This window comes from Niastella sp. (genome assembly GCF_045805085.1).
GTDB lineage: Bacteria > Bacteroidota > Bacteroidia > Chitinophagales > Chitinophagaceae > Niastella.
Map to the genome: position 1 here is coordinate 13,404 of NZ_JBJMLX010000433.1, position 23,993 is coordinate 37,396.

The window sequence follows — 23,993 nt, forward strand, 5'->3', positions numbered from 1 at the left end:
GAGGGAAAAAATGCTTATTTTAGTAGATAGTAAACCTGCTAAAATGAACCTGCCAAAACAACTATCCGCACACTTCAGAACATTTTATACCGGTGGTAATTACACCGGGGTGAATTTAAAAGACAGTCTGGAAGGGGTTACCTGGCAACAGGCCACCACTTCCATTTTTAATTGTAATACCATTGCGGTCCTGATCTATCACATGAATTATTATGTACGGCTGGTGACGAAAGTATTGCAGGGACATCCGCTCGAGGGGAGTGATAAATATGCTTTTGATGCGCCGCCGGTTCAGTCGGCCGAAGATTGGGAACAGTTAAAGAACAGTGTTTTTACCGAAGCAGAAAACATTGCCCGGATCATTGAACAGTTGCCGCCCGAAAAACTGGATGAAATATTTCACGATGAAAGATATGGCAACTATTACCGCAATTTGCAGGGGATTGTTGAGCATAATAATTATCACTTGGGGCAGATCTCGTTGTTGAAGAAAATTATGACTCAGGTCCCAGCCACCCCAAACATCCCAGTTCAGACAAAATAGCCCAACAATCCAACTAAAGCTGCTATAAGCGTATTCAGAAAATTAACCTGATCATTCTTGATCCATCCTTTTCTTTCAAGGGTGGCGCCGAGAATGGAGTCGGTTATATTGCCAATAAAACCAGCCAGTATGATCCACCAGGTTAATGAAGGGTGACCATAAGCGGCGAAATAAATTAAAGCGATCAGGATGCTGCCCGCAATACCCCATAGCGTGCCTTCCAGGCTTATTACGCCGTCCAGCCCGCAGGTGTCTTTTTTAAAGGTGAGAATGTTGTAAAAATTCTTGCCATATATACTGCCTAATTCGGAGGAGAGCGTGTCGGCGCTGGCCGAGGCCAGGGAGGCGGCAACGGCGAGTTGCCATGCAACAAGGTGTTGCGGATATAGCCAGGCCAGAAAGCCCGCTAATGCGGCTACGCCGCCATTGGCCAGTACCTGCGAGGCGGTTCGTTGTCCTTTATTTTTTTCAGCTATGCCTAATTGTTCTTTTTTACGGCGGCCAAGCGAAGTAGCCAACGTGCCTGCTATAAAAAAAGCGCCCAGTAAAACAATACCGGTAACGCCGAGGCCTTTATACAGCTGCGCTGCCAGTAAGCCACCGGTAAACGCACCAGCGATGGTTAGTTTGCGAAAAACGATGGTGGCGGCTACGCTTGCAACAATAAAAACCAGCACGATCCAATCAGAAATATGCATCGGAGCAAACTACTGTATCTATCACATTTAACCAATAAATTCCTTTGTTAAACCGGCTTATTGTATTGCTTTCAACAAATAATACTTTTTTATTTTGCTTTCTACCAGTATTTTGCCATACAGCACAAACAGCCAGCAAACTATTTTCGAATTTCCCATAACAAGCAACCCGATTGAACAAGATCCCCGTTTTTTGTATTGCTTTATTAGTCCAGGTTGCAGTTTACGCCCAGCCTGCACATAACGGCAACAACAGCCCAGTTACACTAATAAAGTCCTATTCCATTCTACCTGACCATGGTTTCTCTTTTAATACAATACTGGCCGATTCAACCCTGCGGTTTGCGATAAATGATTCAATACGATGCCGGCAGGCTACCAGCTACTGGCTTAAATTAGTTATAGATAATTTTTCCTCAATGAGGTCCTGCCAGCTAAGGATCTTTCCTGGCATGGCCAACCGCTTGTATTATTTCGACGCCAATGCACGGGAATGGTTGATGGAAGAGGCCGGTATGATGCCTGGGCGCGACAATGGCCGTATCAACCGGCGGGGAATGGCTTGCATATTGCGTGCTGACACTATCAATACCGTATATGTTCATATCGATCTGAAACACCTGGGGGCATTCGCTGAGGCATTTAAACCTGACATCCGGCTCGAAACAGCGGCCTTTGCCAGTAAGCAGGATCAATTGGTATGGATCACCTGGATCACCTCGCTTGCAATTGTATTACTCTTTTTGCTGAACAATGTATATATCTATTTCAGTTTTAAAGACAAAGCCGTTCTTTATTATCTTATCGGGCAATTGGGTGGCCTGATCTATATGACTGCCCATAAACAACTATTCCCGGCTTTTTTCCCCGATCTGGTGTTTACAACCGGTTTGCAACCGAATGGCAAGGCTGCCTGGTTTGGGTTGAACGATCTTTTGCTGCATACAGGCATACTGGTGGTCATTTACAGCATCGTACAATTTAGCCGTTCGTACCTCAATACCCGGCAATCGCTTCCCCGGTTAGATGTTATGCTTCGATGGGGAATGCGGGCTTATCTGCTGTTGAGTTTTATTTTCGTGTTCATCAATACGGGTTTTTATTATATAGAACCATACGCCTGGATGATGGACAATGCACTACCTGTTTTTTTGTTTGTCGCCATTTTATATGCAGGCGTGGCAGGCTACCGGCGCCAGTTACCTGCGGCCCGGCCTTTTTTGGTGGCCAATGTGGTGTCAGTTGGGTGTATGTTGGCAATCCCTTTATACCACCTGATAATGGATGTAACTGGTATGGGCAATCCATTTATAAGGTCCTTATTACCAGATCTGGTATCTATTACCCAAACATTTGGTTTTTCGGTAGCGTTGGTGGCTCGTATGAGGTCTGTTGAACAAGAGCTGATAGCAAAGGAAAGAGAAGCCAGCCGGCTGGAATCAGATCTGCGGGAAATTACATTCCGGCATCAACTGATTGAACAGGATAAGCAAAAGATCATAACGGAAATACAGTTGGAGAAAACCAGGAATGTACAGTTACAGGAAAAAATGGAAGCCAACCAACGGGAGTTGACAGCTTCCAGTTTGAACCTCGTTCAAAAGAACGATTTGCTGATCAAATTGCAAACACAGATAAAAGAATTGAAAAAAATATACCCCGGCAAGAGCAAACAGGAGCTGCAGGGTATTGAATCCCTGTTACAGACCAACCAGTTCCTGGATGCAGGCTGGGATAAGTTCACCTTACATTTTGAACAGGTTCATCCGCATTTTTTCGAAAACCTGAAAGCCAAACATCCAACCCTCACCAAAAATGAAGTGCGGTTGTACGCTTATTTACACCTCAATTTGTCAACAAAGGAAATTGGCGCCATGCTTCACATTGACCCCGCCAGTGTACGCCGGGCTAAATCCAGGCTGTATAAAAAAATGGGTATCAATACTAGTGACAAAGCCGGAGAGGAAGAAAATGCTTAAATAATATCATTGAAAACCAATGTGTTGAAAGTCGTGTCCATACTTTATCCATGTTAATTTTTTGGATTTGAGGGGGCTTGCCGGTTGTTTTGCAGCCTGAAATAAATACCTAACCCCCAATCAAATGAAGCCCATATTCCTGCTCTTGTGTATAGCCATTCTGTCCTTAACCCGAAAAGCATACATTAATAAAAACGACCATGCGGAATTGTCCGCATCTGTTCCATTTAAAGTAACTCCGCAACTTGATCTGCCTAAGGGGATCGGGGAAACCGATACCAGCCAATTGAAACAAAGCGACTGGTATGCAGGCGTTATGAAAAGCATGGCAAAGGCCGAATACAATATTCAACAGAGAAAAAATACTAATACGTTCAGCAGTCCCAACCGAAAAAACAACCTGCGTTTTAATTATGACGAAAACGGGTTCACGGTGCAACCACGAACAACGAAAATACCAATTGGTAAAGTGGATGAAACCACAAAACCTGGTGACATAAAATATAAAACGCTTCCGAACTGGAAGGTGGCTTTCAACCTCGACAAAAAACAAATAGGAGAGGGAACCTGGCAGGTGAAGGGCAACCAGGCCGAGTATATTACTGGCAACATCACTGTACAATATATAAACGATGAAGAAGGCATGCGGCAGAATTTTATTGTGCAGGAGCCTTTATCAAACGATGACAATTTACAACTGCACTTTAGCGTAAAAACAAAACTGGCACAGCAATTCAGCAAGAACAGGCTGCAGTTTGCCGATAAAAAAAGTGGTATTGTACTAAGTTACGAACAACTAAAAGTATGGGATGCCAATGGCAAACCGCTGGAAGCCACATTTGAAAAAAGCAATACCGATTATTGTATTCATGTAAATACGACTAAAGCGGCCTATCCAATTACCATTGACCCCCTGAGCATTACTCCCGCCTCCATGTTAGAATGCAACCAGTCAGGTTCCTGGTTCGGCTATTCTGTAGCCAGTGCCGGAGATGTGAATGGCGATGGTTACAGTGATGTTATTGTGGGTGCACATTATTACGACAATGGTGCAGGCAATAGGGGGAGGGCTTATGTCTATCATGGTTCAGCCTCCGGCATTAGCGCCACTCCTGCAGCTATACTGCTAAGTACTAAAAGTGATGCTGTTTTTGCCTGGGTTGTTGCCGGTGCCGGAGATGTAAATGGCGATGGGTACAGCGATGTAATAGTCGGGGCTTATGGGTACGACAATTCTCAAACCGATGAAGGCGCTGTCTTTGTATATCATGGCTCCGCAACGGGTATCAATACTACCGTCGCCGCCATAGTGGAAAGTAACCAGGCATATGCCTGTATGGGCTATTCAGCAGCCGGTGCTGGTGATGTAAATGGCGACGGATACAGCGATATAATAGTCGGGGCTTATCAATACGACAATGTTCAAACCGACGAAGGTGCGGCTTTTATTTATCACGGTTCTGCCACAGGCATTGTTACCACCCCCGCTGCCTTGTTGGAAAGTAACCAGGCAGGGGCCTTTATGGGAATATCAGTAGCAGGCGCCGGCGATGTAAACGGCGACGGGTACAGCGATGTAATTGTAGGGGCTGAAGGATATGACAACCCCGAAGCCAGCGAAGGGGCTGCTTTTGTATATCATGGCTCAGCAGCGGGTATCAAAACTACCGCCGCCGCCATGGTGGAAAGTAACCATGCCGTTGCATTGATGGGCCATTCTGTAGCCAGTGCCGGCGATGTAAATGGCGATGGATACAGCGATGTAATAGTGGGGGCTCCTCTTAATTCCAACGGCCAGAATGCCTTCGTATATCATGGCTCAGCTACCGGCATCAGTACTACGGCAGCCGTTATATTGCAGAACAACCAGGCAGGTCAGCAATTGGGCATTTCCGTAGCCAGTGCCGGCGATATCAACGGCGATGGATACAGTGATGTAATCGTGGGAGCTCCTCGTTTCAATACTAACTTTGGTACAATCGTGCAAGGCGCCGCCTATATCCATTATGGTTCCGCTACAGGTATCAATGCCGCCCCCGCCGCCATTTTACTATGCAATCAGGGAGGTGCGCAAATGGGCCGTTCAGTAGCCAGTGCCGGAGATGTGAATGGCGATGGGTATAGTGATGTAATAGTGGGCGCTTATTCTTATGACAACGGCGAAACCGATGAAGGCGTCGCCTTTGTGTATACTGGTTCGCCTTCCGGTTCCAACATCGTCGCTGCCACCCAGTTGGAAAACAATCAGCCCGGGGCTGCTTTGGGGGCTTCGGTAGCGGGGGCCGGCGATGTAAATGGTGATGGGTACGGTGATGTGATCGTGGGCGCCTGGCTATACGACAATGGCGAGAACGATGAAGGCATTTTTTATATTTATCACGGTTCGGCTACTGGTATCAGTACCACGCCTGCGGCCTCAGTAGAAGGTAACCAGGCCGGCGCCTGGATGGGCAGCTCGGTAGCCGGCGCCGGCGATGTGAACGGTGATGGTTATAGTGATGTGATTGTAGCTGCCTATTCTTACGATCATGGCGAAACCGATGAAGGCGTAGCTTTTGTGTATCACGGTTCGGCAACCGGTATCAATACCACGCCGGCAGCACTGTTGGAATGCAACCAGGCCAGCGCAGAATTTGGTTCTTTAGTAGCCGGCGCGGGTGATGTTAATGGCGATGGTTATAGTGATGTGATCGTAGGGGCCTGGAATTACAACAATGGGGAATCCGGTGAAGGTGTAACTTTTGTATATCATGGTTCTTCTTCCGGTATCAATACCACGCCGGCAGCACTGATGGAATGCAACCAGGCCAACGCAAAATTTGGCGTTTCGGTAGCAGGCGCAGGTGATGTAAACGGCGATGGCTACAGCGATGTGATCGTAGGCGCTTATCTATATGATAATGGCCTAACCAATGAAGGCGCCGCCTTTATATATCATGGTTCGGCAACCGGTATCAATACTACGGCGGCGACCATGGTTGAAAGTAACCAGGCAGATGCACAATTGGGCATTTCAGTAGCTGGCGCTGGCGATGTAAATGGTGATGGATATGGTGATGTTATTGTAGGCGCATGGAATTACGACAATAGCCTTACCAATGAAGGCGCTGCATTTATTTATCACGGTTCGGCTACCGGCATTAGTACTACTGCTGCCGCGATGGTAGAAAGTAATCAGTTTGGTGCATCGATGGGTAATTCGGTTGCGGGCGCCGGTGATGTAAACGGTGATGGTTACAGTGATGTGATCGTGGGGGCTTACAGGTATTCCAATCCACAAAACGGGGAGGGGGCATTCTTCATATATCATGGTTCGGCAACAGGCATTAACACTACTGCCGTTGCTATGGGTGAAAGCGAACAGACCAATGCAGAACTAGGCACCTTTGTAGCGGGCGCTGGCGATGTAAATGGCGATGGCTACAGCGATGTGATCGTGGGCGCCTATTTTTACGACCATGGCGAAACCGATGAAGGCGCTGCATTTGTGTATTTAGGTAATAGTCCGGGAACAGGGATACGTAATAACCTTAACATCTATAATAATGATTTAACTACTCCAATAAACAGCAGCAATTTTCCCGCATCCACCTTTGGGGCTGGTTTATTTGCAAAATCATTCCTGGGTGGTACCGTAAAAGGCAAGCTGGTTTGGGAAACGCAATTGAGTTTTAATGCATTTAGCGGGTCGCCCATTACCAACAGCATTGTATATACTTCGGCCCAAAGCGGTTACACCAACCTGGGTATAACAGGCAGGGAATTGAAAAGCATAGTGGCAAAACAAACCGGCAGCCGGTATACCAAAATAAGAGCAAGGGTAAAATATGATCTGGTTACTGCTTTAACCGGGCAGATATATGGCCCCTGGCGCTATGTATCAAATATTGTATCGGGCTTTTCATTAGGAGCGCTGCCAGTTGATCTTATTTCTTTTAAAGCTGAATGGTTGGAAAAAGGCAAAACAGCACAATTGAAATTTATTACCGACAATGAATCGGATGTGTGTTGTTACGAGGTGGAAAGAAGTTCCGATGGAGTGACATTTACTACAATTGGCAAGGTCACCGCAAAAAATACGGGCAGCCAAACAAACTATAGTTATACTGATCTCAACGCTACGGGTAAGAAAATATATTACCGCTTACAGACCAGATTTAACAGTGGTACCACCAATTACAGTAATATTCAAATGCTGGAATTGAATTCAACTACTGAGATCATGGTGTTTCCCAACCCGGCGAAAGATATAGTGCAATTGCGGTTAAACAATACTTATGCAACCATGAAAGTGCAGATCATTAACGCCGGCGGGCAAACGGTAAAACAGTTTAATAATGTTTCTACTGCCGGGCAATTGCTGGCCATTCCGGTAAGCGATCTTCAAACCGGGGCTTACTTCTTATACCTGCAAAGTGGTAGTGAGCACCAGGTATTACAATTTGTTAAGGAATAGGTCTGAATAATAAGACAGCCGTCCGCCAGTTGGCGACGGCTGCTCTTTTCATCATAAATGATAGTATTTTCCCTCCTGACCGGTTAATTGGATATTTTATAAATCGCCGGTACTTCCAGTCCTTCAATTTTAGCTGCCCTGGTAGCAGTAGCCGTGAGCGGATCGATGGCATATATGCGGGCTTCACCGGCTGGCGTTGAGGTAATGGAGGCATACACTTTTCCATCTTCAACCAGCCATTGTGCACCATACTGTCCACCATGAACCGGAATATCAGAAATATCAGTAATTGTTTTATTATTCAGGTCAATGATCGCCATTTTACAAATGGGAATGGTTACGTCAAAAGCGGCCCAGATGGCGTTGGCGTTATCTGTGCCCGGAAGTTGTAGGCGGGCTACAAGCAGTCCATCGCCCGCATAGGTGGCTGTCAGCAGCTTGGCGCCGCCTGAGGCAGTTTCCACGTCAAAGAAATAGGAGGGGTCAAATGATTGCTGGCCGTTTTTAATACGCAGGATACCCGATTTCTTTGTTACCTGGGTATAGCCTGCCGCCAGGCTGCTGGGCGATACAGTGTAAATGTCGCCATTCTCAGCTTTCACCATGCTTACCTGGTTTCCATACAGGCCAATAGGACCGGTGCGCGCATCCCTGATAGTAGTTAAAGAATCCAGCCCCGGGTAACTGAAAATGGTAACATAGGCAGTATCCGTGTATGCCGTATTCCAGGTACTACCTTCGAGCGGATAAAATGAAACATACATTTTATTATCATTCACTACAATTGAAGTAGGCCATTTATTCAGCACATCCGACTTATTCCACATGTATAAAGGCGTTAGTCTTTTTTTCCTGATGCGAATATTGTTGGCGTCTATCAGTTGAATCTGGCAATCATAGCTGCCGCCGCCCCAGGGTGCGCCAATGGCAATCAGGGTGCTGTCATCGCCCTTGCCAAAACAGTCCATCCGCTCAAAGGAGATCCTTCCTTTTTCATACAAGGCGCCGCCTTCGTTTACGCCATAACCAATACCAACATTATTGGTGCCATAGCTGAAGCTGAATACGGTTTTACCCGTGGTACCAAAATAACACCAGGCCAGTTGTTCAATACCATTTCCGGTTGAGGATACTATTTTGGCGGCATTGTTGATGGTATCCTGCGAAAGGAGGTAATCAGATGTTCCGGTAGCGCCCTGTGTACGTAAGGCCAGGATGTAATTACCACTGACCTGTAAAAAATGACTTTTGGGTTTATAACAACCGCTTAGCAAAACGGCAATGGTCAATAAAATAAAAAATGTTTGGGTATATCCTGATTTGCAAAAACGCATGGTAATGTGTTTTACAATGAAAAATTAGTTGTGAAAAAAGTATCTGAGTTTTACACTGAATGCCCGGCCTGGTTTCTGCAATTTGAAATTGTCGTACAGTTTGGCATTCGACAGGTTGGTGCATGCTGCAGCCATATTATACCTGCCATTTTGCAGTGAGTAAGTAATGGAAACATCCTGGGTAAACTGGCGGGGAATGATGAACTTGGTGCCCGCGCTGCCCTGGCTTGGCCAGAAGAGATAAAATTGCTCAACAAAATTGCCACCTATGCCAAATGTCAACGCATCCTGTACATAAAACGCTTTTTTGATCTTGTAACCAGCATCGAAGCTGCCAAATAAATAAGGCATGTTTGGCAGGCGGTCCCAATAAGTGTAGTTGGGAATACCCTTGTCATACGTTTTTATGTTTAATGTATTCTGGTACGTGCTGTTCACTTCAAGGGTCAGGGCATCGTTATAAGTATAGCGTACGCTCCATTCAACACCAGATGTTCTTACGCTGTCCAGGTTTGAATACCGGCTGATCTGTCCGTCAGATTCCAGCCTGATAAAATCACCCGCTTTGCGATACAGGTAATTGATCTCGCCTTCCAGTTTGTGGTTGTTGAAGGTTTTCATCAATGAAAGCCCTACGTTGATGTTATGGCTGTGCTCGGGTTTTAAATAAGGATTGTTTTTCAACAGTAATCCATTCCCAAACATTTCTTCGCCTTCTGGTAAGCGCCAGGTACTTTCATAAGAAGCTTTCACCTGTGCAAACGGGAAAATATAATACATCGCGGCCACACCATAACCTGTTTTATTGTGGTTGCTTGTCATGCTTACGTGCGTGCCCCATTCGGCATCAACGGTGCTGGCGTTCATGTTGAACTGCTTGGCAAATACGGTGGCTGAAAACCGGTTATTTATAGTTGAATATTTATAGGCCAGCCCGGTTATGTTTTTCGACAATGTATTGGGAATGTCAAAGGGAATGGGGTCGATGGCTATCGGGTCATTGCCCTTACGTCGGGCATAGGTGTAGTTGTGGTTGATACTGAAGCTATGGTTCCTGTTCAACTCATAACTCAGGTTAACGGAGGCCAGCGCATTGCGGTCGTTAAAGCGGAATTTTGTTTTGTAATAAGAGATCTCGCCTGAGTTGCTGCCAAATGTTTTCACCGTATAATTCCCGAACCAGTCATACAGGCGCGAACTGGTATCGGTAATACCCGATCTTACAAAGCTCATATTGGCGTTAGCCGTTACAGTGAGCCCGGGAAGAAAGAAATTTTCTTTCTTGTATTTGAAAGTAGGAATGAGCGACTGGCTGGTGTTGAATACCTGGCCTGACACGAGGTCCATATTCATCCCGGTTTGCACTTCCTTTCTGTTTTCCGAAACAATTAACCCGAACAACAATTTGTCGGCAAATTTCTTGTTTACAAACCCGGCTTCCACCTGACCCATCGATGAATGATAGGCATCGTGGAAGCGTTTTATTTTTATGGAATTACCATATATACCGGTTTGCGGATCGGGGATCTGTACATCGATCCTGTAATTGTTATCGCTGTAATTATAAAAACCATTAAGGTTGATGGTAAATCCCTTGCCGGTAGTATAACGGGAGTTTATGGAGGCGCGGTGTGTATTAAAGGAGCCGTAACTATACGAAGCATCCAGGTACTTTTTTATTTTCTGGTTGGTCACCACGTTTACTGCGCCGCCCAATGCATCGGACCCCAGGAACACGGGCACCACGCCTTTGTATACTTCTATTCTTTCGGCCATGTTCACGGGCAGATTGTTCAGAGACAGGGATGAACCGAAATTATCCATGGGCATGCCATCTAAAAAAAATTTCACCTGTTTACCGGTAAAACCATTGAGGGAAAAAGAATAGTTGGAACCCAGGCCGCCTTCTTCCCTGACCTTTACGCCGGTAGTGCGGTTAAGCACCTGGTTAATGTCTCTTGTGGTGTTATGCAGGCGGGTGGCATCGATGGTGGTAACGGTATAGGCCTGTTCTTTTGTTGCGCGCAGATCGCTTTTACCGGTTACCACCACTTGCTTTAGTTGTTTATGGGTAGTTTTTAGCGTATCCTGCGCCATTGCAGGTACAACAATGCTACTACCCAGAAGCACCAATAATACAGATTTGTTCATAAACGTTTCGCGGGCTTTGGTTGGTTTTATCGCCGCGAAAGTACCTGTAGGTCAACTAAACGGGGAGCGCAATCAGGAAAACCATTTACGAAAACCGTAAAATCACGGGTTGTATGAACGGAAAAATTTATGTAAGGTCTTTTTACTACGTATTTATGCTTAGGGGTGTTTTAGGAATTTTGGCCAGATTATGATTAACGGTAACAGGAAACCGGATATCGGTTGATGGTTGACTTACCTTTACATTACCACAGACTAAACCTTCGATGTAATATGAGCAACACCGGTACGGCTAAAATTGCCCTTATCGACAGTCACCCTTTAATGCGCGAATGCATTTCCAGTTATTTAGCAGGTTTTGATTATTCAATAACCCTGCAGGTGGGAGATGGGAAGGAACTGATAGACCGGTTAACAAAGGAAAATGTTCCGGATGTATGCCTGCTTGAATTTAATGCGCGTAAAAAAACAGGATACGAAACAATAAAAATGTTGCGGTCTTCCTGTCCCCATATGAAGATCGTGATCTACTCCATGCAAACAGGGCCGGTTGAAAATAAAACGCCTTCAGGTGCTGATATTATCATACCCGATCAAACCTCCATTGAAGAATTTAAATCCACACTCGATAAACTTATACAACGGCAACCCTTTGTAGCGAGTTAGTTATATGTCGCTATCGCTTAGGTATGTTTCTTTTTCTTCTGATATTTATAAAGTAAAAGAGGGGTACGGATTGATACAAATCAGTTAACCGTTGATTAAAAACGGGACTCGCGTAAGTAAAAAGGGATTAGGGACTGAATTAATAGGTAGCGTGAGCATGGCTGATCTTATGATAGCCGGACTTCCGGTATCCCGAACTGCTAATCATTTCTCAAACCAATGAGATATTCATAAGAGAGTTAATCGTTTTCCAGGGGAGGTGGACATATGCTGGTTTTTCAATAATCATTTCCGGAAGGATATTCGCTGTTTTGGGGTTCTTGTAAGTTAGTCAATATTTCAATATAAATATTAAATAGCATGTTATTTAATGTTGGCGTTAGATGGGTTTTGATCTTAGTAAACCAGGTACACACTCATCTGGGTATGTTACTAAAAAATGACGGGTTTCAATAAGTAGTTTTATGTATTGATATACATTGTCCTAACGCCCGCTGCATGCAATTGTTGATTGCGGTCAAATAATATATCCTGCACTGGAAGTACTGCGATCGAATTTCTATTTTTAAGCAGTATAATCCATAACCTATGAGTAAACAATTCTACACGAATTCAACTCTGCGTATACCATTATTGCTGCTTTTGCTGGGCATTGCGTATAATATACAGGCGCAAACGCTGAATAGCAGCAAATCTGTTGCAAATATAACTACCACCGGTGATGGCACTACTGCGTCACAGGGCGATGTACTACAGTATACCATCATTGTTACCAACCTGTCGGCATTGAATATTACCAGTGCTACGCTATTCGATAATATTCCGGCGGGTGTGTCGTATGTAATGGGGTCTACCACCATGAACGGGATCTCCGCAGCAGATGTAAGCGGCGCCATGCCGTTTGCGATAACCGGTGGATTAATAAATTCACCATCGTTTGGGGCTGGTATCCTGGCGCCTAACGTGAGCGCTACCATTACCTTCCGGATAAAAGTTACGGCTAATGGTGGCAGTATAAGTAATTATGCCACCCTGCAGGGTATTTATAATTTCATCAATTTTACCCAGGGCACCAATACTGTTTTTACTAACATTACGGCAGATGCCGGCTGTTCGGTTGTGTACCAGTGCACAACCATCGCGCCTGAAAATTCACCTGGTAATGGCTTTTATTACCGGTTTATAAAAACGCTCGATAAAAGCAATGGCGAAGGCGGACCCATTTTGTATGATGGGGAGAACGGCCCTTGTTTTGATGCCGTTTCCGGCGCCATCATTGCAAGTCGCCTCATGGATTATGTAGCTGCCATTGCCTATGACAAAACTACCAATCGCATTTACTTTGTAAATAATTACGCATCCAATCCCGCCGAGGACCTTTGTTATGTTGATCTGAATGCTTCCCCCGTTTGCGCCCGACAATTTACCGGCTACCCGCTTGAACCAAACGTGTCGTACAGCATTAACCGAATGGCCTTTGCTTCTGATGGCTATGGCTATGCAGTTACCTCACATGGCGACGATCTTATTCAATTTTCTGTAAGTACTGTTACCGGGTTACCGGTGATAACCCAATTGGGTCCGTTGATCAATGATGCTGTAAATGGCGCCAATGATGTGCTGGGGGAAACGGGCGGCGATCTCTTTGGGGATGGTTCCGGAAAATTATATTTGATAGCCAATAGCAGTAAACTGTACAAGATAAACCCGGCCACCCGGGTTACTACGTTTTTAGGAAGCATCAATCCTTCACCCGCCAGTAGTTCCAATTCAATTGCGATTGACCCGGCGGGGAATGTATACATTGGCGGTTCGTACCAGGATGTTTATAAAGTGAACCTGGCTACCATGGGGGGCTCTTCTATAACCGGCGGCGCTACCAGTAATGTATGGACCAGCGGCGATTTTACCAGTTGTGGATTCCCGGTGTTATCGCCGGCTTTGATCGCTAATAAAACGTATCGCAATACGCGTGGGGTGCCGTTTGTAGTGGGCGGCGATACGGTGGAATACTCCATTGAAGTGACCAATAACGGTAATATAAATGCGTCTGGCGTTAAATTATTTGATTCTGTTCCATCTGCTACTGTTTACATTCCTAATTCAACAGCTATGAATGGTGTGGCCGTGGCAGATGTGAGTGGCGGTATGCCTTTTGCGATAACCGGTGGACAGTTTATAAATTCAACCGGTGAACAAAGCGGGATTGTTAAACCGGGTACCGGCAATAAAATAGTGGTGACCTTTAAGGCAAAGGCAAATGCAGACATGTACGTGTGTAACCAGTCGCGGATCACGTTGCTGGATGGGGATGGCAATACCATCTTTGTTAATTCCGACGATCCTGCCCAACCTGGCAGTCAGAATGCCACCTGTTTTTATACCAGTGGCGTACTGGCTGTAAACAGTTTAAACTTCAGGGGCAGTCTTGTCAATAATCAATCGCTGTTGAAATGGTCATTGCAGGAAAATGAGAATATTGCCTGCTATGAGCTGGAATATGCCGATGTGCCCGATCATTTTAAAACAACCGGTAAAATAACGGCCCGGCATGAAGGAAATAAGCTGAGCGATTATCAGTTTCCTGATAAAGTAAATACCACTGCAGACAACCGGTTTTACCGGTTAAAGATCGTGCAGCAGAATGGCCGTTATACTTATTCCGGTATTATTTTCCTGAGTTTGAAAGACGTAGGTATGCAGGTATATCCCAATCCATTCCATAAAGAAATAAATGTGCAGCTGCAGTTAAAAACTGCGGAACTGGTAAAATTCAGACTGATTGATTTTTATGGAAAGGAAGTGTATGCGTCTGCACAATCCTTTACTACCGGTTATCAGTCCGTTAGTTTGACCATGCCTGCTGGTTGCCGGCCGGGCATGTATGTACTGGAAGTGTCGGACGCCAAAGGCCGGTTATTACAACAAAAACTGTTGAAAAAATAAAGCAGCCCCGTTGAATACGGGACTGCTTATCCCGTTTTGTTTGAACCATTGTCCCCGGATGGTCGGGGCTCCTCCAATGTGCGTTTCAGATTAAACGCTTGACTTTCTGATTAACCTCTGAAAAACCTACTTGTGCTACCTACTTATTTTACGGTTAAGGATTGGGGTTTTAATAAAGTTAAATAAAATAAAGCATACAGCAGATAGCTAATAAATACAATGTGTATGCGCTTGTTGTATTTTGTGTTGGTGGAGGTTGTAGAGGTATTATTGGTGCCGGGAGTAATTTGTGAAAGGCAAAGGGCAGAGGCAAAGGGCCGCGACGCGGCCAGGGCAAGTATGGAATAATTAGGCGCTAATTTTTCAACCTCTATCAACCCTATCAACTATATTGACTCTATCAACTTGCCTCCTGGTCAACTCGTCAACTCATCAACTCATCAACTCGTCAACTGGTCAACTCGTCAACTGGTCAACTGGTCAACTGATCAACTTTCTTCTGTATCGTCGCTTTATCGGTGCTCGTTTTGGCTAAAGAAAGCGCCTTTTCAAAATGAAGTCTGGCCTTAACATTATCTATCCCCTTATATAATTCTCCTAACAACGTATAATAAAAATGATTGCTGGTGAGCTTGAGCTTTTCCGCTTCAATAATGGCTTCCTGTTTGCCATTGGCTTTTGAGAGGGCAAAGGTGCGGTTGAGGGCGGCAATGGGAGAATATTCAATCCGTAATAACCGGTTATACAGTTGTAAAACGGTTTCCCATTTTTCATGGGTATCGTCTTTTTGCGTGCTCCAGTAAGCAATGGCTGCTTCGAGGTGGTATTTAGATAACTGATTGCCGGTGGCGGAACAGTTCAGGAAATAACTGCCCTTGCTGATGAGGTCTGCATCCCACAGGCTGGTATCCTGCTCATCATATAAAATAAGCTCGCCCTGTTCGTTTATCCGTGCTTCAAACCGGGAGGCATGAAAACACATGAGCGATAACAAGGCATTTACCGGTGGTTTGTTGGTGTGTTTGTTTTCAACCAGCATGTTGCAGAGCCGCATAGCTTCAAAACATAGTTCCTTACGCAGGGTTTTATTATTACTGATGGAATAATACCCTTCGCTGAACAATAAGTAAATAGTAGCGAGAACGGAATGGAGCCGCTCGTCTATTTCTGTAATACCTGGTAATTCAATGGGAATATTTTCTTCGCGTAATTTTTCTTTTGCCCTGAACAGCCGTTTGTTGATGGTTTCTTTATTGGTTAAAAAAGCATCTGCGATTTCTTCTATGCCAAAACCACACAAAATGCGAAGTGACAATCCTATCTGCGCTTCAACTGCAATAGTGGGGTGACAAATGGCAAACATCATTTGCAGCTGGCTGTCGTTGATGTTTTGTGGTGACAGATCGATCTCATATTCGGGAATGGTTGCACTGTTTTCAGCAGTGGATGTGGCGGGGACGATCTTATTGGTAAAAGTAGCCTGTCGATGCAGGAAATTTTTGGCTTTGTTCTTTGCAACGGTATATAACCAGGCAACCGGGTTGGGTGGAATGCCTTTCAGACTCCAGGTTTGGGCGGCGAGCATAAAGGTGTCGCTGGCAATGTCCTCGGCTGTTTCTATTTCAACAAAGCCAAAGCGTTTGCAAAGTACGGCAATGATCTTGCGGTATTCGGTTCTGAATAAATGCGGTATTAATTCGGGTTGTTGCATAACAAAAAGCCAGGCAAATTAATCAGGAACCCGAATGTCCAGATGAATCGGGACATTCGGGGTTATTGACTGATCGTTATTTATGTACGCCATCCCCTTTGGCAATCTTTCTAACTTCCACACTGTTGCCATCGCCTTGTAAAACCGGGCAGCCTTTTGCAAATTCAACTGCTTCCTCTATCGAACCGGCTTTTACAACTATGTATCCGCCAATGGTTTCTTTAATTTCACCAAACGGGCCATCGGTAACAACGCCCTGGTGCCACACTACTTTACTATCATCAAATGGCAAGCCGTTGCCTTCAACAAATTTTCCCTGTGCAGAAATGCCACCGATCCAATCCATGGTCTGTTTCATCCAGATCTGTATTTGTTCCGGTGAAGCAATTTTTGTCCCGTCCTGGTGCCTGAAGATCAACATGTATTCATCCATGATTTTTGATTTTAAGTTATTGAATATAAATTATTATACCCTTACTACAATCAGGGTTGCACCAATTGGACAGGTTGATAGAAATTTTTTTTGGCAATCGTGAACCGGCAGAAACTCAGGAACTTACTATCACCCGAAAGCCACTCATGTATTCTAATTTTTCAGGTGCAGGATATAGTGTACCTTATAAGAACTAAAATACTAAGCTATGAGAAAAGCAGCGTTAGCCAGCCTGGTGTTCGTTGCCTGTGGGTTTGCAACGAATGCCCAACTCTCCATTTCACCCAGAGTGGGTATTGAACAAGCTTTTAACTGTGTGAAGTACAATAACACGTCCTGTATTAATCCAATTTCACCAAACATCTCCCCGCAGATAAGTGTGCGGGCCGATTATCTCTTCAACAAGGTCCATGGCCCATTTGTAGGTATTGCAAGCAACCGTTCCCTTGTAACTTATGAATTTACCAATCCTGAAACCGGCGACAAAGAATTTACCGCTGACCAGGGCAACTGGAAACTTCGGTTAGAAGCCGGCTATCAGGTAAGCAGCAAACCCATTTCATTGGGAAAAACTGCCAAACAACCAGCAACAACCACTGCTAATTTAAGTCCCTGCGCCGCGGCGCGCATGCGGCAGGCAATGGCGACAGTACCGCAAAAACCGGTGATGAACCTGCGCATCCAACCGTATGCGGGAATGGCGTTTGTGCCCAAACCTGAACAGGCTATTACCACCGCAGTGAAGTCTGGGGAAACAGTTTACCAGTATAATGCGGGTAACTGGACATCGGCTTTTATTACCGGGATTAACCTGGCATTTGCCAAAGGCAGCGTGAATAAGTATGTGATAGGAATTCAATACCTTAAAGGCATTGGCAATATGAATACAGAAACACTGAACACGCCAACGGAGAATAAACTGGTTATTACGCAATTATCATCTTCTTCAGCTGCCTGGAATATCAACGTGGGTATTCCGCTTTCATTTAGTAAGAACAAACAATCAGTTGCAGCGATATCAAAAGTGGTAGCGCCTGCCAAAGCCGAAACACCCGCTAAAGTAGAAACGCCAAAGATTACCGAAACAACACCGGTTAAGAAGTCATGCGGTTATTATAGAAGCAGGTGTTCACACTGGGACTAACTGTCTGAGCTGGGATTGATGGGATGAATGAGATGATGGGAATGGTTTAAGTAGTTGGCAGAAATAATAGCTTCATGGTGCCGGGTAACTGGCAACCCGGAACCCGGAACTTGAAACTGTATTTAATTCCGCTTCCAACCTATAAGAACAACGCCAATAATTACAAATAAAGTACCTACGATCTGTGCGGTGAAGATCTTTTCGCCCAGGATAAAGTGTGCCTGAATGATGGTAGAAACCGGACCAACAGCCGAAATAATGGCTACGTTGTTGGAGCCGATCTTTTTCATTCCGGTCGACATCATAAACGTGGGCAATACCGTAGCTATAGTAGCGAGTAAAATACCGTACCAGATAATGGGTGTACCGCCTTGTTCCAGGTCGTGCAAGCCGCCGCCGTTTAATGCAAAATGCGTAAACACGCCGGCGGTGGAAGCCAGCATGGCATAAGCGGTAAAACGGGTAACACCAACAGTGGGAATCATGCGGCCGCTGCCAACGATATAAACGCTATAGGTAATAGAACATAAAAAGATGAGAAAACTGCCCCAGAAAAAATGGGGGTTCGAGGTGTCGATGTGTAATTCGCCCAAATAAGCGATGCCGATGCCCGTATAGGTAAGCAACAGGGCTATTTTTTGGGTGCTTACTACAGGTTGTTTAAAAATAAAAGCATTGATGAGCACGGCGAAGGTGGGATACAAAAAAAGGATCAATCGCTCCAGACCGGCAGTAACATACTGCAAGCCTATAAAATCAAAAAGGCTGCTGAGGTAATAGCCAAATAAACCAAGCCCAATAACACCCAGCCATTGACGGGCGGTGAGGGCCGCCAGCTTTTCTTTCCGGGCAAACCATACGGCTGCCAGATAAAAGGGAAGGGAAAAAGTCATGCGCAGCATCAGCAGGGTGAGGGCATCCATATGGGTGTGCGCAAAGGCTACTTTTACAATAATGGCTTTTGTTGAAAACAAAATGGAGCCTATAATGGTAATGAGGAATCCCGCCAGTGAAACAGTATGATTTTTCCCTTCCAAATATTAAATCTTAAACAGATACATTAAAATCTCTCAGCGCATCATTCAAACTTGTTTTCAGGTCAGTGCTTGGTTTACGCTGACCAATGATGAGTGCGCAACTTACATGGTATTCGCCCGCAGGGAATTTTTTAGCATAGGTGCCTGGAATTACCACGCTGCGTGCCGGTACCCGTCCCTTGTATTCAACCGGCGTATCGCCGCTAACATCGATGATCTTGGTGCTTTGTGTTAATACCACGTTGGCGCCCAGTACGGCCTCTTTTTCAACTACAACGCCTTCTACCACAATACAACGGCTGCCAATGAAACAACCATCCTCCACAATAACAGGAGTAGCCTGCAAAGGTTCAAGCACGCCGCCGATGCCTACACCGCCGCTCAAATGCACGCCTTTGCCAATCTGGGCGCAGCTGCCTACAGTAGCCCAGGTGTCAACCATGGTGCCTTCGTCAACGTAAGCGCCGATATTTACATAAGAGGGCATCAATACCACGTTTTTGGCCACATAGGCGCCATAACGCGCTACGGCATGGGGAACAGCACGTACGCCCAGCTCTTTATAATTTTTCTTCAGCAGCATTTTGTCATAGAACTCAAAAGGCTCCATGGTCCAGGTTTGCATAGGCTGAATGCCGAAATACATCAGAATAGCCTGTTTTACCCACTCATTCACTGCCCATTTGCCATCTGTGGGCGCGGCCACACGCAAACGGCCCTTGTCAACTTCTTCAATAACAGCTTTTACCGCATCGGTATATTTTTTTTCTTTTAATAACTCGCGGTTGCTCCAGGCTTCGAGTATCAGGTCTTGCATTACTTTAAATTTTTGCAAACATACAGTACAGATCATTAATCAGTTGTAAAACCCCGGGCTTTTTAGTGGTTTTTCAGGAAAAGGCATTTTGACCCTACATTTGCACCATGGATTTTGCACATGACGTTGATCATTGTTTAAAAGTATTGCAGGGTGGGGGATTGATCCTTTACCCAACCGATACCATCTGGGGCATTGGCTGCGACGCCACCAATGCAACGGCTGTTAACCGCATCTTTAACCTGAAACAGCGCCCGGAGGCAAAAAGTATGATCATTTTGCTGGCCGATGTAAAGGAGCTGATGCAATATGTGGCGCATATCGACCTGCAGGTGTTCGATTACCTGGCCAAGGTCAAAAAGCCCACCACGGTCATTTACGAGGGCGCCATCGGACTGGCCGATAATGTGATCAATGCCGATGGTACAGTGGCCATTCGGATTGTAAAAGATAATTTTTGCAAACATTTGATCAAGCGGTTCCGTAAACCCATTGTATCCACCTCCGCCAATATATCGGGTGATCCCGCGCCGGCTATTTTTCACGATATTTCACCGGCGATCTGGCAAGGGGTTGATTACATTGTGCAACACCGCCAAAAAGAAACGACTGCACACGCCGCCTCATCAATTATCAAATGGAATAAAGACGGTTCAGTAACCGTTATCAGAGAGTAAATCAGCAACAGTCAATGAAATTTCTTGTAATACAAACCGCCTTTATTGGTGACGTGGTACTGGCAACGGGCATCGTGGAAAAACTACACCGGTTTTTTCCCGATGCGCAAATTGATTTTCTGGTAAGAAAAGGCAATGAAGGCCTGTTGCAAAGCCATCCCTATCTGCACGAAGTGCTGATCTGGGATAAAAAGAACGGCAAGCTGAAAAATTTGTGGAAGCTGTTAAGGCTGATCCGTAAACGCCGCTATGATAAAGTAATAAACATCCAGCGTTTTGCCGCTACCGGTATACTCACTGCTTTTTCCGGCGCCAGACAAAAGATCGGGTTCGATAAAAACCCGTTAAGCTGGCTGTTCGATAAAAAAATAAAACATGTTATCAGTGACGTGGATCATCCCATTCACGAAGTTGACCGCAATAATGAATTGATCAGGGAGTTTACCAATGAGGAAGTGGTGAATCCGCATTTGTATCCATCTGCGCAGGATACTGCCATAGTGCAACAATACAGGAAGCTTCCTTATATCACCATTTCACCCGCATCGGTTTGGTTCACCAAACAATTCCCGAAAGATAAATGGATCAGCTTTGCTGCAGCCGTACCTGCAAATTATACCATTTATTTGCTGGGTGCGCCTGGTGATGCAGCGTTGGGGGAAGAGATCCGTACAGCGGAGATCCCAGCCACCGTGGTGAACCTGTGCGGCCAGCTTAGTTTTTTACAATCGGCTGCTTTGATGAAAGACGCCGCCATGAATTATGTAAACGACTCGGCGCCCATGCATTTTGCTTCGTCGGTTAATGCGCCGGTAACGGCGGTATATTGTTCAACCCTGCCTTCATTCGGGTTTGGCCCATTATCAGACAAGCGTTTTATTGTAGAAGTGCAGGAGCCGTTATCGTGCCGTCCATGCGGCTTACACGGCCGGCCCGCGTGTCCACTGGGGCATTTCAAATGTGCTTATGGGATAACCAATGCGCAACTGCTGAATAGTTTATAGTTTATTGCCCGAAACATTAATACATTTGTTGTTTGATGGATATAAAGTGCAACGATAAGGAACTGTTTGTTTTTAAAAAGATAGCGCATGCTGCTGAAGAGCTGCGAATGCCCACCTATGTAATTGGTGGTTTTGTGCGCGATAAATTGTTGGGCCGCCCCACAAAGGATGCCGATATTGTTTGTGTGGGTGATGGTATTCAGCTGGCGCATAAAGTGGCAGAACGGTTCCAACCCAAACCATCGGTTTCTTTCTTCAAGAATTTTGGCACCGCCCAAATAAAGCTGAAGCATTTTTATGAAGATGAACCCGGGGCTGTCGCCCATAAACATCTTATTGAAGAAGGAAATGGGCAGGATGTACTGATTGTTACCAGCGAAGAGTCTCCTGAAGAACAGGTGCACGAAAGGTCAGCCCTTGAAATAGAGTTTGTAGGCGCGCGTAAAGAGAGTTACCGCTATCATAGCCGCAATCCCGAAGTAGTGCCGGGCACGTTAAAAGATGACCAGGACAGAAGGGATTTTACCATCAATGCCATGGCCATTTCCCTGAACGCAGATGATTATGGCAAACTCATCGATCCGTTTAATGGCGTGCTCGATCTGGAACGCAAGATCATTCAAACACCACTCGATCCCGGTCAAACTTTCAGCGACGATCCGTTGCGTATGATGCGGGCCGTTCGGTTCGCCTCGCAATTGAATTTTACCATTGCACCGGTCACTTTTCAAAGCATCAAAGACCAGGCAGACCGCATTCGCATTATTTCGCAGGAGCGTATTACCGAAGAACTGAATAAGATCCTGTTAAGCGCCAAACCTTCAGTTGGGCTCGATCTGTTGTACCAAAGTGGGTTGCTGCATATAATTCTTCCTCAACTGGTTGACCTGGCCGGTGCAGAATACATAGATGGCCTGGGCCATAAAGATAATTTTTACCATACCTTACAGGTAGTGGATAATATTTCCAGGCACACCAATGACCTGTGGCTGCGTTGGGCTGCTTTGCTGCACGATATTGCTAAACCAGCCACCAAGAAATTCGAAAAAGGCCATGGATGGACTTTTCATGGACATGAAGTAGTGGGCGGCAGAATGGTGCCCCGCCTGTTTACCAAATTAAAGCTGCCGCAAAATGAAAAAATGCGTTTTGTAAAAAAACTGGTAGAATTGCATTTGCGGCCGATCAGTCTTACCAAAGAAAATATCACCGATTCAGCCATCCGCAGATTGCTGTTTGATGCAGGTGATGATATAGATGCGTTGATGATGTTGTGTGAAGCTGACATCACTTCAAAGAACAAACAAAAAGTGATCCGCTACCTGGAGAATTTTGAGCTGGTGCGCCAGCGATTGAAGGAGGTAGAAGCAAAAGACCGCATCCGCAACTGGCAACCACCCATCACCGGTGAAATAATAATGGACATATTCGGGCTTTCCCCCTGTAAAATAGTGGGCGATCTGAAAAACTGCATCCGTGAAGCTATTCTGGACGGTGAAATAGATAACTCTTACGACGCTGCATACGATTTTATGATGAAAAAAGCAACAGAAATGGGTTTGCAGATTGTCAGGAATGCGCCTTAAATTGCATACTTTGATAGTTGGGGAATTGTCTTATTTTTGACCGGGGCAAGGGATTGACTGGCACGATTATAGAGAATTACATTTCGGATAAACACAGTATTCAGCAATAAGTTCAATAAATCAGAAACAAGTAACCTGAAATTTCAAGTATGGCTGTTTTAAAATTCAGAATATATTTTGAAGAAGATGACAGTATCTACCGCGATGTTGCCATAAAGCACACACAAACTTTTTTGCAACTGCAGCAGGTGATACTGAAAGCCTACGAGTTTGATAACAAACATCAGGCTACTTTTTACCGTAGTAATGATAACTGGCAACGGGGACGCGAGATCAGTCTGGCCCCATACGACAAGCCTTACAAGGTGGCGCCATTGCTGATGGAAAACACCGCTATCGGTACTGAGATCAAAGATCCCAACCAGAAATTTATATACGTGTACGATTTTGTGAAGAACTGGACGTTTTTGGTAGAGCTGATCGGCGTATCAAAAGAAGAAAGCAGCAAGATCGACTATCCCGCTATGATAAAATCAGAAGGGATCGCTCCGTCGCAATATGGCACCAAAGGCATTGCCGGCGACAAGCTCACCGAAATGGAAGAAAAATACGATCTGAAAGCCGGTACCGAAGGTTTTGGTACCGAAGGTGGTGATAGTGACGACGAAGAAGACCTGGAAGAAAAGGGTGAAGAAGCCGAAGAAGGCCAGGACGACGAAGCCTAACCAATAGGCAATAGACAATAAGCTATAGGCAAAAGTTCGCGAATTATAAGGAAGCTCGAAAATCGGCAACCCTTGCCAATTGCAT

The 23,993-nt window shown here is 45.3% G+C and carries 17 protein-coding genes; 10 read left to right on the plus strand and 7 right to left on the minus strand.

Annotated elements, in window-relative coordinates; genetic code table 11:
• Window positions 1-43: 43 nt before the first annotated feature.
• Window positions 44-544 carry a DinB family protein gene (locus ACJ751_RS22695; RefSeq protein WP_407747817.1) on the plus strand — a complete coding sequence of 167 codons (501 nt, stop codon included), beginning with the start codon at window positions 44-46 and terminating at the stop codon, window positions 542-544.
• Here the strand turns inward: ACJ751_RS22695 and ACJ751_RS22700 are convergent.
• On the minus strand, window positions 532-1,242 hold the full coding sequence (locus ACJ751_RS22700; protein ID WP_407747818.1) for a DUF92 domain-containing protein: 711 nt from the start codon (window positions 1,240-1,242) through the stop codon (window positions 532-534). The two genes, ACJ751_RS22695 and ACJ751_RS22700, sit on opposite strands and share 13 nt — an antisense overlap.
• A gap of 419 nt (window positions 1,243-1,661) precedes the next feature.
• Between ACJ751_RS22700 and ACJ751_RS22705 the strand changes: the two genes are divergently transcribed.
• Together ACJ751_RS22705 and ACJ751_RS22710 are read left to right on the plus strand one after the other, a co-directional pair.
• Window positions 1,662-3,221 carry a 7TM diverse intracellular signaling domain-containing protein gene (locus ACJ751_RS22705; protein ID WP_407747819.1) on the plus strand — a complete coding sequence of 520 codons (1,560 nt, stop codon included), beginning with the start codon at window positions 1,662-1,664 and terminating at the stop codon, window positions 3,219-3,221.
• 124 nt (window positions 3,222-3,345) lie between these two features.
• Complete coding sequence (locus ACJ751_RS22710; protein WP_407747820.1) at window positions 3,346-7,677, plus strand: FG-GAP-like repeat-containing protein; 4,332 nt, start codon at window positions 3,346-3,348, stop codon at window positions 7,675-7,677.
• Window positions 7,678-7,760: 83 nt separating this feature from the next.
• Here the strand turns inward: ACJ751_RS22710 and ACJ751_RS22715 are convergent, their stop codons facing one another.
• Both ACJ751_RS22715 and ACJ751_RS22720 read right to left on the minus strand, forming a co-directional pair.
• Window positions 7,761-9,011 carry a DUF4374 domain-containing protein gene (locus ACJ751_RS22715; protein WP_407747821.1) on the minus strand — a complete coding sequence of 417 codons (1,251 nt, stop codon included), beginning with the start codon at window positions 9,009-9,011 and terminating at the stop codon, window positions 7,761-7,763.
• A 24-nt stretch (window positions 9,012-9,035) separates the two neighbouring features.
• Window positions 9,036-11,162: a TonB-dependent receptor plug domain-containing protein gene (locus tag ACJ751_RS22720; RefSeq protein ID WP_407747822.1), complete on the minus strand. Its 2,127-nt coding sequence runs from the start codon at window positions 11,160-11,162 to the stop codon at window positions 9,036-9,038.
• Between the two features lie 273 nt (window positions 11,163-11,435).
• Between ACJ751_RS22720 and ACJ751_RS22725 the strand changes: the two genes are divergently transcribed.
• Together ACJ751_RS22725 and ACJ751_RS22730 are read left to right on the plus strand one after the other, a co-directional pair.
• Window positions 11,436-11,828, plus strand: a complete 393-nt coding sequence (locus ACJ751_RS22725) for a response regulator (RefSeq protein WP_407747823.1) — start codon at window positions 11,436-11,438, stop codon at window positions 11,826-11,828.
• A gap of 588 nt (window positions 11,829-12,416) precedes the next feature.
• Window positions 12,417-14,774 (plus strand): T9SS type A sorting domain-containing protein, encoded by a 2,358-nt coding sequence (locus ACJ751_RS22730; RefSeq protein ID WP_407747824.1) that lies wholly within the window; start codon window positions 12,417-12,419, stop codon window positions 14,772-14,774.
• A 472-nt stretch (window positions 14,775-15,246) separates the two neighbouring features.
• Here ACJ751_RS22730 and ACJ751_RS22735 read toward each other — a convergent pair whose 3' ends face one another.
• Together ACJ751_RS22735 and ACJ751_RS22740 are read right to left on the minus strand one after the other, a co-directional pair.
• Window positions 15,247-16,485 (minus strand): RNA polymerase sigma factor, encoded by a 1,239-nt coding sequence (locus ACJ751_RS22735; RefSeq protein ID WP_407747825.1) that lies wholly within the window; start codon window positions 16,483-16,485, stop codon window positions 15,247-15,249.
• Window positions 16,486-16,561: 76 nt separating this feature from the next.
• A complete protein-coding gene (locus ACJ751_RS22740) occupies window positions 16,562-16,918 on the minus strand; it encodes a YciI family protein (RefSeq protein WP_407747826.1) in 357 nt (118 codons plus the stop codon).
• Window positions 16,919-17,126: 208 nt separating this feature from the next.
• Between ACJ751_RS22740 and ACJ751_RS22745 the strand changes: the two genes are divergently transcribed.
• Window positions 17,127-18,062: a hypothetical protein gene (locus ACJ751_RS22745; protein ID WP_407747827.1), complete on the plus strand. Its 936-nt coding sequence runs from the start codon at window positions 17,127-17,129 to the stop codon at window positions 18,060-18,062.
• A 122-nt stretch (window positions 18,063-18,184) separates the two neighbouring features.
• Here the strand turns inward: ACJ751_RS22745 and ACJ751_RS22750 are convergent, their stop codons facing one another.
• Together ACJ751_RS22750 and ACJ751_RS22755 are read right to left on the minus strand one after the other, a co-directional pair.
• A complete protein-coding gene (locus tag ACJ751_RS22750) occupies window positions 18,185-19,099 on the minus strand; it encodes a DMT family transporter (protein ID WP_407747828.1) in 915 nt (304 codons plus the stop codon).
• 10 nt (window positions 19,100-19,109) lie between these two features.
• Window positions 19,110-19,916 carry a 2,3,4,5-tetrahydropyridine-2,6-dicarboxylate N-succinyltransferase gene (locus tag ACJ751_RS22755; protein ID WP_407747829.1) on the minus strand — a complete coding sequence of 269 codons (807 nt, stop codon included), beginning with the start codon at window positions 19,914-19,916 and terminating at the stop codon, window positions 19,110-19,112.
• A 107-nt stretch (window positions 19,917-20,023) separates the two neighbouring features.
• On the opposite strand from ACJ751_RS22755, the gene ACJ751_RS22760 reads away from it, so the two are divergent.
• The 4 genes from ACJ751_RS22760 to ACJ751_RS22775 all read left to right on the plus strand — a co-directional run bounded on the left by ACJ751_RS22760 (window position 20,024) and on the right by ACJ751_RS22775 (window position 23,908).
• Window positions 20,024-20,593 carry an L-threonylcarbamoyladenylate synthase gene (locus ACJ751_RS22760; protein WP_407747830.1) on the plus strand — a complete coding sequence of 190 codons (570 nt, stop codon included), beginning with the start codon at window positions 20,024-20,026 and terminating at the stop codon, window positions 20,591-20,593.
• Window positions 20,594-20,607: 14 nt separating this feature from the next.
• On the plus strand, window positions 20,608-21,597 hold the full coding sequence (locus ACJ751_RS22765; RefSeq protein WP_407747831.1) for a glycosyltransferase family 9 protein: 990 nt from the start codon (window positions 20,608-20,610) through the stop codon (window positions 21,595-21,597).
• A 35-nt stretch (window positions 21,598-21,632) separates the two neighbouring features.
• Window positions 21,633-23,183, plus strand: a complete 1,551-nt coding sequence (locus ACJ751_RS22770; RefSeq protein ID WP_407747847.1) for a CCA tRNA nucleotidyltransferase — start codon at window positions 21,633-21,635, stop codon at window positions 23,181-23,183.
• A 149-nt stretch (window positions 23,184-23,332) separates the two neighbouring features.
• Window positions 23,333-23,908, plus strand: a complete 576-nt coding sequence (locus tag ACJ751_RS22775) for an IS1096 element passenger TnpR family protein (protein ID WP_407747832.1) — start codon at window positions 23,333-23,335, stop codon at window positions 23,906-23,908.
• Window positions 23,909-23,993 lie beyond the last annotated feature (85 nt).